General features: G+C 33.3%; 10 protein-coding genes, 1 riboswitch and 1 other annotated feature (1 of these 12 only partly in view). Of the genes, 8 read left to right on the top strand and 2 right to left on the bottom strand.

Annotation, left to right across the window (positions count from 1 at the left end):
- Positions 1-84: 84 nt before the first annotated feature.
- From Ctaglu_RS17635 to lysA, 5 genes are all read left to right on the top strand, one after another.
- Positions 85-729 (top strand): class I SAM-dependent methyltransferase, encoded by a 645-nt coding sequence (locus Ctaglu_RS17635; protein WP_125004113.1) that lies wholly within the window; start codon positions 85-87, stop codon positions 727-729.
- Positions 719-1,216, top strand: a complete 498-nt coding sequence (locus tag Ctaglu_RS17630; protein ID WP_307720503.1) for an S-ribosylhomocysteine lyase — start codon at positions 719-721, stop codon at positions 1,214-1,216. The genes Ctaglu_RS17635 and Ctaglu_RS17630 overlap by 11 nt, the downstream gene beginning before the upstream one ends.
- The gene (locus tag Ctaglu_RS17625; protein ID WP_125004111.1) at positions 1,200-2,111 is read left to right on the top strand and encodes a PLP-dependent cysteine synthase family protein; all 912 of its coding nucleotides are present in this window, start codon (positions 1,200-1,202) and stop codon (positions 2,109-2,111) included. The genes Ctaglu_RS17630 and Ctaglu_RS17625 overlap by 17 nt, the downstream gene beginning before the upstream one ends.
- A 56-nt stretch (positions 2,112-2,167) precedes the next feature.
- A riboswitch (Lysine riboswitch) is annotated at positions 2,168-2,339 on the top strand.
- A gap of 221 nt (positions 2,340-2,560) precedes the next feature.
- Positions 2,561-3,760, top strand: a complete 1,200-nt coding sequence (locus Ctaglu_RS17620) for an aspartate kinase (RefSeq protein ID WP_125004109.1) — start codon at positions 2,561-2,563, stop codon at positions 3,758-3,760.
- Positions 3,761-3,785: 25 nt separating this feature from the next.
- Complete coding sequence (lysA, locus tag Ctaglu_RS17615; RefSeq protein WP_125004107.1) at positions 3,786-5,084, top strand: diaminopimelate decarboxylase; 1,299 nt, start codon at positions 3,786-3,788, stop codon at positions 5,082-5,084.
- A 336-nt stretch (positions 5,085-5,420) separates the two neighbouring features.
- Here lysA and Ctaglu_RS17610 read toward each other — a convergent pair whose 3' ends face one another.
- Entirely contained in the window at positions 5,421-6,608 is a 1,188-nt protein-coding gene (locus tag Ctaglu_RS17610) for a cation diffusion facilitator family transporter (RefSeq protein WP_125004105.1), read from the bottom strand.
- 176 nt (positions 6,609-6,784) lie between these two features.
- Here Ctaglu_RS17610 and Ctaglu_RS17605 point away from each other — a divergent pair, with 176 nt between their 5' ends.
- Together Ctaglu_RS17605 and Ctaglu_RS17600 are read left to right on the top strand one after the other, a co-directional pair.
- Positions 6,785-8,086 (top strand): M18 family aminopeptidase, encoded by a 1,302-nt coding sequence (locus Ctaglu_RS17605; protein ID WP_125004103.1) that lies wholly within the window; start codon positions 6,785-6,787, stop codon positions 8,084-8,086.
- 154 nt (positions 8,087-8,240) lie between these two features.
- Complete coding sequence (locus tag Ctaglu_RS17600) at positions 8,241-16,871, top strand: glycoside hydrolase family 94 protein (RefSeq protein WP_125004101.1); 8,631 nt, start codon at positions 8,241-8,243, stop codon at positions 16,869-16,871.
- A gap of 62 nt (positions 16,872-16,933) precedes the next feature.
- Here the strand turns inward: Ctaglu_RS17600 and Ctaglu_RS17595 are convergent, their stop codons facing one another.
- Positions 16,934-17,140 carry a hypothetical protein gene (locus Ctaglu_RS17595; protein ID WP_202017911.1) on the bottom strand — a complete coding sequence of 69 codons (207 nt, stop codon included), beginning with the start codon at positions 17,138-17,140 and terminating at the stop codon, positions 16,934-16,936.
- A 278-nt stretch (positions 17,141-17,418) separates the two neighbouring features.
- Between Ctaglu_RS17595 and Ctaglu_RS17590 the strand changes: the two genes are divergently transcribed.
- Positions 17,419-17,793 (top strand): desulfoferrodoxin, encoded by a 375-nt coding sequence (locus tag Ctaglu_RS17590; RefSeq protein WP_125004099.1) that lies wholly within the window; start codon positions 17,419-17,421, stop codon positions 17,791-17,793.
- A gap of 73 nt (positions 17,794-17,866) precedes the next feature.
- Positions 17,867-17,996, top strand: a binding site (T-box leader) (it continues 106 nt past the right edge of the window).

Raw genomic sequence — 17,996 nt, 5'->3', positions numbered from 1 at the left:
AAATATATCTGTATTTTTGAAAAAGGTCTTAGCCACAACACTATTTTTAAATATGTTACGCAAAAATTAAATGGAGGCGATGTTATGGGTTCGTTAGATTATTTTAATAAGATAGCTAAAAGTTGGAACGTAATAAGAAGTGAGTATTTTGAGGAAAGGTTAAAGTATGAGGTATTATCTAAAGTAAATATAAAAGATAAAGTAGTGGCTGACCTTGGATGCGGTACTGGATTTTTATCCTTGGCACTGGCATTAGAGGCAAGTATTGTATTTTCTATAGATCAATCTGTAAATATGCTTAGAGAATCTAAAAAATTAATGGAAACTAAAAAATTCAACAATGTATATCCAATAAAATCATCTATAGACAACTTGGTTTTATTTGATGAATCTGTAGATGTGGTATTTATTAATATGGCTCTTCATCATGTGAAGGATGCTAAAAAAGCTATTGAAGAGATGTATAGAATAATTAAAAAAGATGGGACTTTAATAATATCAGATGTACTAGAGCACAATGGTCAGTGGGCAAAGGATGAGATGTTTGACGAATGGCTTGGGTTTTCAAATCAGCAGTTGAAAGAGTGGTTAACTGGCGTTGGGTTTGACATAGTGAATATTGAAAATACAAATTTAAAATGCAAAGGATATTCTAGCAAAGGTGAATTTACTGAAACTGGGATTTTCATTGCAGTAGCAAATAAAGGAGGGCTAAATTATGAAATTTAATTCATTATTAATGCAAGAAGAAATGTCTAAGGAAAAGGTTAAAGTTGAAAGTTTTTCATTAGATCACACAAAGGTAAAGGCACCTTTTGTAAGAAGATGCGAAGTAAAGGTAGGTCAGAAGGGTGATATAGTAACAAAGTTTGATTTAAGATTCATGCAACCAAATGTTGAGTTTATGGATATAGCAGCTATCCATACCTTAGAGCATTTGCTTGCTGGATATATGAGAGAGGTAATGGAGGGAATTATAGACATTTCACCCATGGGATGTAGAACAGGGTTTTATATGATTACATGGAATGATGTGAGTGTGGATAAGGTTATAGAAACTTTAAATTATGGACTCACAAAGGTAATAGAGTCAGAGGAGATACCAGCAGCCAATAAATTTCAATGTGGAAATTATAAAGACCATTCCTTAGAAGGTGCAAAAGAATATGCAAAATTAGTTTTAAATAGGGGTGTTAGCAGTGAAATATATAAATAGCATATTAGATATTATAGGAAATACACCACTTATTAAATTAAATAATTTGGGCGTAAAAGAAGGTGTAAATATCTTCGCAAAACTAGAGGGGGAGAACCCCGGTGGTAGTGTTAAAGATAGAGTTGGAGTTTACATGATAAAAGATGCAGAAGACAAGGGTATTTTAAAGGCTGGATATACCATTGTTGAAGCTACTGCAGGAAATACTGGCATAGGAGTTGCGATTGCAGCCTTAAATAAAGAATATAAAGTAATATTTGTGGTTCCAGAAAAGTTTTCTGTAGAAAAGCAAACATTGATGAGAGCATTAGGAGCAACTATTATTAATACACGGAGAGAAGATGGAATGCTAGGGGCTATTGCCAAAGCAAAAGAACTACTTAATAAAATTCCTAATTCTATCTCACTCCAGCAGTTTGAAAATGATGCTAACCCAAAGGCTCATTATGAAACTACAGGACCAGAAATATATGATGCATTAGAAGGTGAAATTGATTATTTTGTGGCAGGAGCAGGAAGTGGCGGTACCTTTAGTGGTGTTATGAAATATTTAAAGGAAATGAATAAAAATACAAAGGGTATATTAGTGGATCCTTATGGTTCAACTCTTGGTGGTGGTGAAGAGTTTTGTTATGATATAGAAGGAATAGGAAACAATTTTGTGCCTGGAACCATGGATATGAGTTTAGTGGATGACATTATAAAGGTTTCTGATGATGAAGCTTTAAACATGCTAAACCTAATTGCAGTAAAAGAAGGGCTTATTGTAGGTAGCTCTTCGGGGGCCGCATTAGTAGCTGCAATAAAACTTGGAAAAACCATTGAAAAGGGGAATATCGTTGTGATACTGCCCGATAGAGGAGATAGATATTTTAGCAAGAACATTTATAATTAATACTTGTGCTTATAAACATACTGTGATAGACTAAGAACTAATTTAATAAGTAAACTACCTAGGGTAGAGGTGCTATATCTAAAAGTACTTGTTCGGAGCTGACAGGCGAGGATGAATAAGGAAAGGAGCTATAGCCGAAGAAGATATATTTTGTGAAAATATTTTCTGGTTTTACATATAATATGTGTACGACTGTCACTGATTTTTCAGTGGAGAACTACAAGGTACACGAAGTTTGTATAAAAACATGTATTTTTATGCAGCAAAGGTGTTCCTTTGCTGCATTTATTTTTTTTGAAACAATAGCTTGACGTTCCTGGAGGTAAATCTAAAAATATTAGTAGTTGATTGTAGCATCGCAGATGATAATTTAACGACATTTCAGAAAATAGGTAAAATCAATTAGTGCACAAGCAAGTACACTAGATATAAAGGGGAATGATTGAATTATGGCAGTAGTTGTTCAAAAATATGGAGGTTCTTCTGTAGGCACTACAGAGAAAATTAAAGGTATTGCAGAAAGTATAGTAAAAAGAAAAAATGAAAACACAGATTTAGTTATAGTTGTATCTGCTATGGGGAAAACTACGGATGATTTAATAGCTCTATCAAAAGGTATAACGCAGCAGCCAGATAAGAGGGAACTCGACGCTATATTGTCAACAGGAGAAATAATTTCAAGTGCACTACTGGCCATGGCAATTAAGGCTTTAGGATGCGATGCTATAAGCTATACTGCACACCAAATTGGCATTCAAACTAGTGGACAATATGGTAAAGCATTAATTAAGGATATACAAGATAAGAAAATTAAAAAAAGCTTAAAAGAAGGCAAAATTGTAATAGTTGCTGGCTTCCAAGGAATAAATGAAGATGGTGATATTACCACCTTAGGCAGAGGTGGGTCTGATACCACTGCCGTAGCTTTGGCTGTTAAACTTTGCGGTAGCTGTGAAATATATACGGATGTGGCTGGAATATATAGTGTAGATCCTAGAGCATATGGAGAGGCTAAGAAATTAGATGAGATAGAATATGAAGAGATGCTGGAGCTAGCCAGTTTGGGAGCTCAAATAATGCATTCAAGATCTATAGAGCTTGCACAAAAATATGGTATCCCTATATATGTAGGACTCAGTAATAGTGATATTAAAGGAACTGTAATTAGGGAGGTTAAAAATATGGATATGGAAAGTAAACCAGTAACGGGAATAGCAACTAGTGATGAGGATGTGGCAGTAACTCTCCAGCGTATACCTAAAGACGTGAATATATTGGCCACTATATTTGAAGCTATAGGAAGTAAAAGAATTAATATAGATATGATAAGTCAAACGTCGCCTATAGATGGAACCGTAAATGTATCCTTTACAATTCCTAAAGAAAGTTTAAAGGATAGTTTAGAAATTATAGATAACGTGGTAGTAGATAATAAAGTTATAGTAGACGCGGACATAACTAAATTTTCACTGGTGGGGCTTGGAATGAAAACAACCTCAGGAGTAGCAGCTAGAGTGTTTAGGGTTTTTAGCAAAAACAGTATCGAGATTAAAATGATTACTACTTCAGAAATAAGAATTACTTGCGCTATTAAAACAGAAGATAAATTAAAGGCTATACAAGTTATTGCAAAGGAATTTAATATGTAAATAAGCTATAGAAGGAGGGATTTATGTGAGATTTTTTGGTAATATAGTGAACGAAAATAATAAATTAAATATTGCAGGCGTTAGTGCGCAGGCTCTAGCTAAGGAATACGGCACCCCTCTTTATGTAATGGATGAACAGCTTATACGCGGTAATTGTAGAAGGTTCTCTAAAGCTTTTGAAGGTCAGGAAGGTGGGAATAAGGTAGCTTACGCGGGAAAAGCATTTTTAACTATGGCTATGTGCGAAATTGTAAAAAGTGAAGGACTATATTTGGATGTAGTTTCAGGAGGAGAATTATATACTGCCTATAAGGCTGATTTTCCATTAAGCAAGGTGTATTTTCATGGTAATAATAAAACATTGGATGAAATTGAAATGGCAATAGAACTGGGGGTAGGAACTTTTGTGGTAGATAATCTTCATGAAATGGAGATTATACATAAAAAGGCAATGGAAAAAGGCATTATGCAACGGGTTCTTCTTCGTGTAACTCCAGGTATAGAAGCTCATACTCATGAGTACATAAAAACTGGGCAAATTGATTCAAAGTTTGGATTTACTACATTAAATAATGAACTAGAAGAAGTTATAAACATTGCTTTAGGTCTTTCAAATATAAAGCTTGTAGGATTACATTGTCATATAGGGTCTCAAATTTTCGAGTTACAACCTTACAGAGATGCTGTGGGCATAATGTTGTCTTTCATTAAGGATATTAAAGAAAAATTTAGTTATGATATAGAAGAATTGGATCTAGGGGGAGGCTTTGGCGTTTATTATAACAAAGGTGATGAGCCAAAGGAAATAGAGGACTTCTGCAGAGTAATAATCCAGGAAGCTAAAATTAAGTGCAAGGAGTATGGAATAAAATCACCTACGCTTGTAATAGAGCCGGGGAGGTCTATTGTAGCTAATGCGGGAATTACTTTATATACTGTAGGTGCTATAAAGGATATACCAAATGTAAGAAAATATGTGGCAGTAGATGGTGGCATGACAGATAATATAAGGCCGGCATTATACAATGCAGAGTATCAATGTGTACTTGCCAATAGAATAAATGAACCTTGCATGGAGGTAGTTACAATAGCTGGTAAGTGTTGTGAAAGTGGAGATATATTATTAGAAGGTGTAAGATTACCAGTGGTTGATACTGGAGACCTTATGGCTGTACTTTCAACGGGGGCTTATGGATATTCAATGAGTAGTAATTATAATAAAATACGGAAGGCTGCGGTAGTTTTAGTAAGTGAAGGAAAGCATAGACTTATATGCAAAAGACAAACTTACAAGGACATGATTAGTAATGAAGTGTGCTTATAAGTGAAAAAAATCGACTTCGTGCCTTGCAATATGAGCTCGAAACGTGAAATTTCATTAAGAAATTCTAAACTTTTGAAAATATAAAATTCTCTGACGCTCACATTCGCCTTCCTGGCTCAGGTTCGCTAGCCTGCCGTCCTGGCAGGCTCACGAGAATTTTATATTTGCAAAAGAAGAATTTCTAAATGGAATTTCAATGTTTTTTCGCTTCTTATTGCAAGGAACGAAGTCGAAATTTTATACTTATTTAGTCTAAGTAGCCATCGGGATATGCCTTAAGGGCACATAAAAATTCCAAAGAAGAATAAAATTCTACTTATACTTTCTTTTTTTCATCTATACTACCCCTAAATAATCTCTATCTAATGTCATTAAGGCATTATATTGAGGGCAACATTTTGTAAGTTCACTATTAATTGCATCTCCTAGTTTGGATTCATCATCTGCTGTAAAGTTTGGGTTAAAATCAATTACAGCATCAAAGATTAAATTTTTATACTCACCACTACCTACAATTCTAAAATCATGAATCGATTTTATTATAGGAAAATGTTTTAATACATTTAAAAGCTCTATTCGGCAATCATTAACTTCTTCATCATCTGTATTTATAGGATCCATGTGAATAACTAAATGTATGTCAAATTCTTCTGAAATCTCTTTTTCAGCTTTGTCTATAATCTCATGAATTTCAACTATAGAAATATCACAGGGAACTTCTGCATGAATAGAACCCATGCATCGACTAGGTCCATAGTTATGGATAACTAAATCGTGGGCGCCAGTAATATGGTCATAGGATAGTAGCTTATATTGTATACCTTTCACAAGGTTCACGTCAGGAGCCTCACCAAGCAAGGGATTCATTGTGTCTTTTATAAGTGAAAAGCCAGCATATATTATGAAAAAGGATACTAGCATTCCTATGTAACCATCTATAGGAATGTCAATCCATATAGAAAGAAGCAGTGATAGTGCAACACAGCTTGAACTAACTACATCACTTAATGCATCAAAGGAAGAAGCTTCTAATGCAGAAGATTTTATAGCCTTGCCTAGGGTCTTATTAAATCCACTAATCCAAAGTTTGAAAATTATAGACACTAATATTAATATAAAGGGTATAAGATTAAAAATTACTTTTGAGGGATTAACTATTCTACTATAGGATGTTTTAATAAACTCAAAACCTACTAGTATTACTAAGAAAGAAACTATAAGACCAGAAATATATTCAAGCCTTCCATGACCAAAAGGATGCTCCTTATCGGCAGGTTTACTAGCTAGCTTAAACCCTAAAATGGTAATAACGGAAGAAGCCACATCTGAAAGGTTATTAAATGCATCTGCAGTAACTGCTATACTATTTAATAGTATTCCTATTATTAGTTTTGTAATAAAAAGAATTAAGTTTACTATAATTCCAACTAAACCGCCTAGGTAACCATAGGCAACTCTTACTTTTTTATTAGTAGTGTCCTCAGGGTTTTTTATGAATTTTGAAATTAAAAATTTTGATAACATATTTTCACCTCTAATTATATAGTATAATTTAAACTATTAATTTTTAAACATATATTTAATAATTAATTATAGCATTAATTTAGAATTTATAGAAATATTACCAAAAATTTTGTTATAATAGTGAAAGGGGATAAGCAAAGTGCTTATGTGCCACAATATGCATTGGAGGGATATATATGAATAGTGAATTAGAATTTGCCCAAAATCTTATTGATTATATTTATGATAGTCCAACAGCTTTTCATGCTGTAGAAAAGGTTAAGGAAGATTTGTCTAAAGAAGGCTTTGTGGAAATTAAACAAGAAGAAAAGTGGAACCTTGAAAAAGGTGGAAAATATTTTGTTACGAAAAATGACTCTGCACTAACTGCATTTGTAGTTGGAAAGGGAGAAATTGAAGAAAATGGATTTAAAATTATTGGAGCTCATACAGATTCACCTAGCTTTAGGATTAAGCCATCACCAGAAATGGTAGTTGATAATACATATGTAAAATTAAATACTGAGGTTTATGGCGGACCAATACTCAATACTTGGATGGATAGGCCACTAGCCGTAGCAGGACGAGTAACTTTAAGAAGTGATAATATTTTATACCCAGAGACTAGGCTAGTAAATATTAATAAGCCTATAATGATAATACCTAATCTAGCTATTCATATGAATAGAGATATAAATACTGGAATTGAACTAAATAAACAAAAGGATACGCTGCCACTGTTATCAATGGTGAGCACCGAATTAGAAAAGAAGAATTACCTTATAAGTGCCATTGCAAGTGAACTATCTGTAGACATTAAACAAATTATAGATTTTGATTTATTTCTTTATGAATATGAAAAGGGATCAATTATAGGTTTGAATAATGAATTTATTTCTAGTTCAAGATTAGATGATTTAGCTATGGTGCATGCAGGAATAAGAGCATTGACCAGAGTGCAAGCTGTAGAGGCAACAAATGTAATGGTTTGCTTTGATAATGAAGAAGTAGGAAGCTCAACTAAGCAGGGGGCGGACTCTAATATGTTAGTTGATATTTTAGAACGCATTACAATATCCCAGGGTAAAAATAGAGAGGATTTTTTAAGAGCTATTTCTAAATCTTTTATAATATCTGCAGACAATGCACATGCCGTTCATCCTAACAGTCCTGAAAAGAACGATCCAACAAATAAGCTTTATATGAATAAAGGCCCTGTTATAAAAATTAGTGCTAGTCAAAGTTATACCACTGATAGTAACTCTGATGCTGTTTATGAATTAATTTGCGAAAAAGCAGGAGTACCAGTACAAAAATTTGTTAATCGTTCTGATGCCCGTGGAGGTTCAACTATAGGGCCAATATCTTCAACTCATTTAAATATACGCTCAGTGGATATGGGAAGTCCGACCCTAGCCATGCATTCCATAAGAGAACTAGGCGGAGTAATGGACCATACTTATGTTACAAAATCCTTCCAAGAATTTTATGAAATTTAATATAAAAATAAGAAAAAGAACTCACAATGATTTTATTGTGAGTTCTTTTTCTTATTTTTACTAATAATTAAAGGGTTAGTTGGAGATAATAATTTGAGTTAGTCCTAAATCTTCATAAACATAATTAACAAAAAGCGTTGAAAGGGTGGTTATAGTGCTTTATCTTACATTAGGGGCAATAGTCGTAATAAGTGGTTTAATTTACTTAGTGGTAAGGAAAAATATAAATTATTATCAAGAAGAAAATTTACTAAAAGATATTCCAACCATAAATGTCAATAGAGAGGATTTAGAAAAACATGCCTCTGAAATAGCACACCATTACTCTGATATCAAGAATACTAATTGCAAGAAAAAGCTTATTAGTAATTTAGATAGAAGCTATGAAAAAATTTTAAAAGGCTACGAAAACATATATAAGGAAGGAAAAAGCAAAAGAGAAGTAGTACCTGCAGCAGAATGGCTTTTGGATAATCTTTATTTGGTAGAAAAAGAGTATAAAAGTATAAAACATAATATGCCAAAAACATATTATAATGACCTGCCAGTTATATATAAAGGAGTTATAAAGGGGTATCCAAGGGTATATCATATTGCTATTGAAATGGTATCCCACACTGATGGTAGAATTGATGAAAGTGTTATTGCAAACTTTATTAGGGCTTACCAAAAGAGCACTTTACTAACCACAGGTGAACTATGGGCTATTCCTATAATGCTTCGAATAGCATTAATACAAAATATTAGTAAGATAACTGAGAAAATTGTTAATGCAGAGCAGGATAAAAAGGAAGCAGAACTTGTTGCAGAGCGGTTAATTAATAGTTTCAATGAAGGTAAGGTTGACACTGTACTATCACTATTAAATAGTGAAAAGCACACATTTAATTCTCATTTTACAGAAAGATTATTGAAACTACTCAGGGATAATGGCATTGATTCTAAAGATGTTTATGATTATATAGATGAAAAACTTGGAGCGCTTGAAACAAGCTCAGAGAAAATCATATCCCTAGAGCATCAAATGGAAGCTAATTTTGAAATATCTATGGGTAATTCTATTAATAGTATAAGAGTTATTGAAGGTTTAAATTGGAGAAATTATTTTGAAAAATTAAGTTCTGTAGAGAGTATACTGAGGGATGATCCAGCTTGCATTTACGGAGAAATGGATTTTAAGTCAAGAGATAATTATAGGCATGAAATAGAAAAGATATACAAACATACAAAGCTTCCAGAATCCTATATAGCAAAAAAAATTATTGAATGTTGCAAGGAAAATGAGGCATCAGAAAGTAATGTTTATAAACAGCATGTTGGGTATTATTTGGTAGATGAAGGAATCCAAGAATTGAAGGAGAAAATAGGATACAAGAATACAGGCATAGGATGGCTTACAAATATCACAAAGAAGAATAGAGAAAATTTATATATAGGTACTATTATTGTGTTCACAATGTTAATAATATCTCTATTTATTGTGTTTAGTCTATTATATGATAATGACAAAGTATTATGGAGATATGTTGTAGCTATAATTGTGATATTAGTGCCTTGTAGCGAAATAGCAATATCGATTTTCAACTGGAGTGTAAGTATTTTAATTTCTCCATCTTTTATTCCTAAAATGGAATTTAAAGAAGTAATACCAGAGAAATTTAGTACAGTGGTTGTAATTCCAACCTTACTCAATAATCCTTCTAGGGTAGAAGAGTTAATAGCCGACTTAGAAATATACTATTTAGCCAATTCACAAAACAATTTATATTTTGCTTTACTTGGAGATTTTAAGGATAGTGCCACAAGGGAGGAAGAAGGAGATAAAGCAGTAGTGAGCCGAGGGCTTCTAGCCATAGAATCACTAAATAAAAAGTATTGTACTAATGGGAAGGAAATATTTTTCTTCTTAAATAGAGTAAGGCAGTACAACAAAAGTGAGGATAAGTGGATAGGTTGGGAAAGAAAACGTGGAAAGCTTATGGAGTTTAATGAGTTTCTTCGAGGGAATGAAAATACTAGTTACAATGTAATAAGTAAGAATGCACAAATACTGAGATCGGTTAAATATGTTATTACTTTAGATGCAGATACAAAGCTCCCAAGAGATTCTGCTAAAAAATTAATAGGTGCCATGGCTCATCCCCTAAATAATGCGGTTATAAATTATAGTAAAAAAACTGTGAGTAGAGGCTATGGGCTTATGCAACCAAGAATAGGGGTATCAATTCTTAGTGCACATAAAACCCTATTTTCAAAGATATTCTCTGGTGAAACAGGCATAGATATGTATACTACCGCTGTATCTGATGTATATCAGGATTTATTTGGAGAAGGAATTTTTACTGGAAAAGGAATTTATGATGTAGATGTTTTTAATTATATGTTAAAAGATGAGATACCTGAAAATACAGTTTTAAGCCACGACTTATTAGAGGGGGCATATGTTAGGACTGCCTTAGTTACGGATGTGGAGTTTATAGATGGATACCCAGCTTATTATAATTCAAGTTGTATGAGACTCCATAGGTGGACTAGAGGTGATTGGCAATTATTACCTTGGCTTAAAAGTTCTTCACCTTTAAGCAGGATGTCTAAATGGAAAATATTAGATAACTTAAGAAGAAGTTTATTAGCTCCAACCATTACAATACTCCTTATACTTACTTTAAGTGGAATATTGCCTGATGGTACGGATAAATGGTTTATTACAGCCTTTGTTGCGATAATAGCCCCTATACTTTTTGATGTAACAGAAGCTGTAGTCTCTCCGGCTATAGGTATAAGTTTATCAGGTAAAATTCAAAATAGTAAGATGGCTATAGAACAGGTATTTTTGATTTTTTGTTTTATACCTTTTCAAGCATACCTTATGTTAGATGCCATAATTAGAACCTTATATAGATTGATTATTAGCAAGAAAAATTTATTAGAGTGGCAGACAGCAGCAGACGTGGAGGTGAAACTAGGAAAAAAATTTAAAAATTTTATAGCTTTTATGTGGATGGGTAGTGCAATTTCACTGTTGATTTTATTTCTAGCATTCAATAGTGCTGCAAGCATTGGAATTCTTAGTATACCTTCCTGCGCTCTATGGCTTTTAAGCCCTTTAGTGGCCTATCTTATAAGTCGCGATAGAGGTTTAGAAACCCTTGAGATGAATGAACAAGAAGTGATTTTCTTAAGGAAAATAAGTAGAAAAACTTGGGCTTATTTTGAAGATTTTGTTAATGACGAAAATAATTGGCTTGGACCTGATAATTACCAAGAAGACCCGCCTAATGGAGTAGCACATAGAACTTCTCCAACGGATTTAGGTATGGGCCTTACCTCAAATATAGTTGCCTATGATTTAGGATATATAGGAATCATAGAGACTGTAAGCAGGATAGGAAAGAGTATGACGTCAATGGAAGACATGGCTACTTACAAAGGTCATTTTTATAATTGGTATGATACTAAAAATAAAACACCACTTTATCCAAGATACGTATCCACTGTGGATAGTGGGAATTTAGTTGGCTACCTGTGGGTAGTTTCACAGGCTCTTGAGGATTATTTATGTGTTCCAATATTTAACCAGATGCAGGTTAGAGGGTTGAAAGACACCATGAGGCTTGCTAATGAAGAAATAGAAGAGACCATGGGAATAAAAGGATTATATCAGGTCTTAATAGGAAACTTAAATAATGATGTAATTGATTTTAAATCCTGGGAAACTATGCTTGTAGACTTATCTATTAAAATTAAAGAAGTGGGAAAAAATGAATGTGGAAATGAATTATATTGGAATAAAAAGCTTAAAAGTGATGTGGAAGGATTTTTAGAGGAAATAAATGAATTTTTCCCTTGGTTTAATATTACTCTGGAAGAAAACATTGATTTAGATATTAATAATTCTTTAAGCAATTTATTAGAAAGAACAGCTTTAAATGCTATTCCAAAAAAAATAAGTAAAATATTAAATATGTTAAATAGTAAGCCCCAAAATGATGAATATTTAAAAAAATTAAAAATATCATTACAAAACACAAAAGAAAAATCTCAAATGATTATTAGTAGCATTGAGAACTTGAAACAAAGACTAAACTCTATGGCGGAAGCTACAGATTTTAAAATGGTATACGACAAAGAACGGGAATTGTTTAGTATTGGATATGACGTAGAGAATGATAATTTAGGTAAGAGCTATTATGATTTATTAGCATCTGAATCAAGGCAGGCTAGCTTTGTAGCTATAGCAAAAGGGGATATTCCTAAAAAACATTGGTTTGTGCTTGGTAGATCTATGACTCTTATGGGTAAAAGTAAGGGACTGGTTTCTTGGAGTGGAACTATGTTTGAATACTTGATGCCCTTACTTATAATGAAAAATTATCAGGGCACAATGCTAGACGAAACCTACAAAGCTGTAATTCAGGCACAAAAGAAATATTGTAATGAAAAAGAGGTGCCTTTTGGAATCTCTGAATCTGCATTTTACAATTTTGATGTAAATTTAAATTATCAATATAAGGCATTCGGAATACCTGGAGTAGGCTTAAAGCGAGGATTAGCAAATGAATTGGTTATTTCTCCATATTCTACGGTGATGGCATTGCAAACTGATTTCAGAGGGGCTTATGATAATCTTCGTGAACTTGCTAGTGAGGGCTTAGAGGGAACTTATGGATTTTATGAAGCTGCAGATTATACCAAAAATAGAATACCTAGTGAGGAATCTAAAGCTATTATTAAGTGTTTTATGATTCACCATGAAGGAATGAGCTTAATGGCAATAGACAATGTATTATTAAACAATATTCTCCAAAAAAGATTTCATAGCTTACCAAAGGTGAAAGCTACAGAACTATTACTTCAAGAAAAAATTTCTAAAAGAGTAGTATATGATAGAGAATATAAATTTAATGTATCAGGAACTACTATGGGAAAACAAAAGATTATAGTTAGAAAATATACTACAGCAAACACAGAATCGCCAGAAACACATTTAATTTCAAATGGAAGCTATTCCTTAATGATTTCTAATAGTGGCGCGGGGTATGCTTCAAGGAATAGAACTATGATTTATAGATGGAAAGAAGATGTTACTAAAGACAATACAGGCATGTTTGTGTATATCAAAGATGTGGATGAGAATGAATACTTCAGCGCGGCTTATGAACCTTGTAAAAGTGAAGGGGATAGCTATGAAGTAACCTTCGCCTTAGACAAAGCAGAATTTACAAGGGGTGATAACAATATTACTACTCGCATGGAAATTACTGTGTCTACAGAAGATGATTCAGAAGTAAGAAGATTATCCATTACAAACCATGGCACAAAGAGTAAAAATTTAGAAATAACTAGTTATTTAGAAGTAACGCTGGCTCATTATGATGCAGATATAGTGCATCCAGCATTTGGTAATCTATTTGTAAAAACAGAGTATATAGATAATCCTAGCTGTATCCTGGCAACAAGAAGACCGAGAGCTAAAGGCGCATTGCAACCTTGGCTTATGCAAACTGTTGCAGTTTATGGAACTACCATAGGAACTGTTCAATATGAAACTAGCAGAGAGAATTTCATAGGACGCGGTGAAAACATAATACATCCAAGAGCAATGAAGCGAGACTCACTTTTAACTAACACTGTGGGGGCGGTCCTGGATCCTATAATAAGTTTAAGAAGGCGAGTTAAGATAAAACCTGGCGAAACCTGTGTTATAGCATTCACTACCTCAATAGCTAATAGTAAAGCGGAAGTAATAAGTCTAGCTAAAAAATATAGTGAACTGCACAATGTAGATAGGGTATTTGATTTAGCGTGGAGTCAAACTCAGGTAGATATGAAATATCTAGGTATAAAATCTACCCAAGCAAACTTATACCAAGTAATGGCTTCTAAAATTTTGTTTTTAAATTCTACTTTTAAAGAAAGAGGAGAATTTATAAAAAAGGTAAAGACGGGTCAATCTACTCTTTGGGGATATGGTATTTCAGGAGATTTACCTATAATGCTACTTATAGCAAGGGAGAGCAAAGATAGAGACTTAGCTCGCCAACTTGTAAATGCCCATGAATACTTAAGCCTTAAAGGACTAAGAGTTGATTTGGTAATAATAAATCTTCAAAAAACCTCATATGATCAACCACTACAAGCTGATATTAAAAATTTGGTAGGTAGTAGTCACTTAAGAGATAAAGAAAATAAACCAGGGGGACTATTTATACTTAATAAGGCAACTATAAGGGATGATGATATAGATCTTTTTATAGCTATAGCTAGAATAGTTATAGATTCCTCCAAGGGGATGTTAGTATCTCAAATTAGGAATAACTATGAGAAAATAGAAAAACAACCATTTTTGAAAAAAGCAGAAAATAAATTTGCGTTTAAAACTCACAAGTTCGATATTAAACCATTAGAGTATTTTAATGACTTAGGAGGCTTTGATGTAGAAAATGAAAATTACACCATTCTACTTAAAGATTTTAATAATACACCAGCACCTTGGATAAATGTAATTTCCAATGGCGATTTTGGATTTCATGTGTCAGAATGTGGAGCAGCTTATACTTGGCATGGTAATAGTCGCGAGAATAAAATTACTACTTGGTCAAATGACTGGGTAAGTGATGAGCCCTCAGAAGCTATATATTTGCGAGATGACACTTTTGGGAATGTGTGGTCCATTACACCCAAACCTATAAGAGATGGTGGAGAATATTTAATCCAGCATGGCTTTGGATATTCAAATTTTAAACATGAGGCTTATGGAATTATGGGTGAAGTAATCATGTTTGTGCCTATGTCACATAACCTTAAGCTATGTAAAATAAAACTTGTGAATAATAGCGATATAGCTCGAGAGTTAAGTATAACCTATTATGCAGAGCTTGTAATGGGGGTTGCAAGGGAGCATACTGCTCAGCATATTGTTACTTATTTCAATGAAGAAAACAAATATATATATGCTACAAATACTTATAGTCAGAATTTTGGTAAATTAAATGCTTTCTTAAAATTAATTGGTGGGGAGAATCAAAGCTTTACTGGAGACAGAGGTGAGTTTCTAGGTAGAGGAGGAAGTGTAGAAGACCCCGATGCATTAAAGAGAGTAAGACTTTCGAACACCGTAGGAGCTGGAATAGACCCCTGCTTAGCAGTTACTTCTAAAATTTATCTGGAGCCTAATATGGAGATTGAACTTGTAGCTATGATAGGTGAAAATGAGGATTTAGATAGTATTTCTAATGCTATTGTGGAATTTGAAGATTTTGAAAGAGTTGATACGCAATTGCAAAAGGTGAAGGATTATTGGAATAAATTACTTCATACATTGCAGGTTAAGACTCCAGATAAGAGTATGGATTTAATGCTTAATGGATGGCTAATGTACCAAACTATAGTATGTAGACTGTGGGCAAGAACTGCATTTTATCAATCCGGTGGAGCTTATGGCTTTAGAGATCAGCTTCAGGATGTTATGCCTGTAAGCTTGCTTGAACCTAGTATGACAAAAAAACAAATTCTACTTAGTGCTTCAAGACAATTTGTTGAGGGCGATGTGCAACATTGGTGGCATCCAGTTGTAGATAGTGGAATAAGAACAAGGTTCTCTGATGACTTATTATGGTTACCTTTTGTAACTATGGAATATATAAAAAATACAGGTGATTTTGATATCCTTGAAGAAAGTGCGCAGTACTTAATGGATACGCCACTAGCGGTTGGGGAAGATGAAAGATATAACATTTCAGGAAAGGCAGATTTTACAGGCAGTATATATGAACACTGCACTAAAGCAATAGACAAAGCTCTTAAATTTGGTCCTCATAATATTCCATTAATGGGCAGTGGAGATTGGAATGATGGAATGAGTACTGTAGGCAACAAAGGAAGCGGTGAAAGTGTATGGCTGGGGTGGTTTTTATATAATATATTAGAGGAGTTCTCTGGGGCTTGCAAGTATAAAAAGGATGAGGCGAGACTACAGCGATATAAGGGGATGCAAGAATATATAAGGATAAATCTAGAGGATAATGCATGGGATGGCAATTGGTATAGGAGAGCATATTTCGATGATGGCACAGCCCTTGGTTCATCTGAAAATGAAGAGTGTAAGATTGATTCTCTATCTCAATCCTGGGCAGTTATATCTGGAGCTGCAAATAGTGACAGAGCAGGGATGGCTATGAAGTCCTTAGAACACTATTTAATAAAAGAAGATAATGGAATGATTTTACTGTTAACTCCACCTTTTAGCAAATCTAATTTAGAACCTGGTTATATCAAAGGCTATGTACCTGGAGTTAGAGAAAATGGAGGTCAATATACGCATGCTGCAACTTGGGTAATTCTTGCCTTTGCTAAACTTCACAATGGTAATAAAGCAACTAAGTTGTATAATATGATAAACCCTATTAATCATACAAAAACATTGCTCCAGTGTGAAAGATATAAAACGGAGCCTTACGTAATGACTGCAGATGTTTATGGAAAAGAACCTCATATAGGGCGAGGAGGGTGGAGTTGGTATACTGGAACCTCAGGGTGGATGTATACAACGGGAATAGAAGCTATTTTAGGTTTTAAACTAAAAGAGGGAAAAGGATTTACCATTGAACCCTGTGTGCCAGATGAATGGTCACACTATGAGATTATTTATAAAAAAGATAAATTTGAGTATGAAATCCAGATTAAACGAGAGGGAGATAAAGGTATTTGGCTTGATGGAAATTTATGTGAAGATGCGCTAATTCCATTTATTGATGGAGTGCATAAAGTAGAGGTTATAATTTAAAAAACGGATAACTTCTAAAAAGAAGTTATCCGTTTTTATGATTAAATTTGCCTTATGAAAAGTTATTCTTCTATATCTAAAATTTCTTGTCCACCATTATAGGTGTAGTCAAATTCTACATTAGATATATTCATAGCAACTATAGGGTCAGTTACCGGGTCTGGTAGCATAGTAGAGTCTTTTTCTGAATAAGATCTAATGTCTCTGGGTTCTACATCATAAAAATCCCTTTGGTGAGGCGCATACAGTTTCATTTCATTTTTGCCCATATTCATACCTCCTTTTATATTTATATTATATAGTGTTCCAAATAAGAGTGAAAAAATGAAGGTAATATTAGTCAAATCAATACCGGTGGTTCTAAATGAATATAATAAGGTTATTTCGGAAAAAATATATAAATAACTAAAAATTCACAATTTAATAAAGGAGAATTAAATAAAATGTAGAATATATATACTTATAGTTGTTATCAATAAATAACTATTATAGATTAATAAGATTACAATTAGACTTATAGTGTTCTAAATTTAAAGGAGGAATAATAATGACTGAATTAAGACAAATTTACAAATGTGAAATATGTGGTAATATAGTTGAAGTGGTCCACAATGCTGGAGGAACTTTAGTCTGTTGTGGAAAACCTATGACACTTAAAGGCGAAAATACTCAGGACGCAGCAGTTGAAAAACATGTTCCAGTAGTAGAAAAAATAGAAGGTGGAATTAGAGTCATGGTTGGAGCAGTAGAGCATCCGATGACAGAAGAACATCATATTGAATTTATAGAAGTGCATACAGAAAGTAAAGTATACAGAAAATACTTAAAACCAGGTGAAAAACCAGTAGCAGAATTTAAATTAGATGAAGAAGTGTTGTTTGTACGCGAATACTGCAACTTACATGGTCTTTGGAAAGCATAAAATTTAAATTTGTGTTGACAATTTAAGTAAATAAGCATATCATGGTTTAAATACATTTAAATTATTTATATTGTTATAGTCGTTGATGAGAAGCAAGTAAATTTAAAAACAGATTTTCAGAGAGTCGTAGATAGTGTGATTGCGATAATTATGTTTAAATTGAATGGGTCTCTAAGACTCGGGATGAATTGCAGTAGTCCTTG

It is taken from the genome of Clostridium tagluense (genome assembly GCF_003865095.1).
GTDB lineage: Bacteria > Bacillota > Clostridia > Clostridiales > Clostridiaceae > Clostridium_AD > Clostridium_AD tagluense.
The sequence above is the reverse complement of the archived record's forward strand: the minus strand, read 5'-3'. Positions and strand labels throughout refer to the sequence as shown.

Excerpts from the sequence above, each read along its gene's own strand:
- Ctaglu_RS17595 (WP_202017911.1), bottom strand. The coding sequence starts at position 17,140 with ATGGGCAAAAATGAAATGAAACTGTATGCGCCTCACCAAAGGGATTTT.
- Ctaglu_RS17610 (WP_125004105.1), bottom strand. The coding sequence starts at position 6,608 with ATGTTATCAAAATTTTTAATTTCAAAATTCATAAAAAACCCTGAGGAC.
- Ctaglu_RS17590 (WP_125004099.1), top strand. The coding sequence starts at position 17,419 with ATGACTGAATTAAGACAAATTTACAAATGTGAAATATGTGGTAATATA.
- Ctaglu_RS17630 (WP_307720503.1), top strand. The coding sequence starts at position 719 with ATGAAATTTAATTCATTATTAATGCAAGAAGAAATGTCTAAGGAAAAG.
- Ctaglu_RS17620 (WP_125004109.1), top strand. The coding sequence starts at position 2,561 with ATGGCAGTAGTTGTTCAAAAATATGGAGGTTCTTCTGTAGGCACTACA.
- Ctaglu_RS17605 (WP_125004103.1), top strand. The coding sequence starts at position 6,785 with ATGAATAGTGAATTAGAATTTGCCCAAAATCTTATTGATTATATTTAT.
- Ctaglu_RS17635 (WP_125004113.1), top strand. The coding sequence starts at position 85 with ATGGGTTCGTTAGATTATTTTAATAAGATAGCTAAAAGTTGGAACGTA.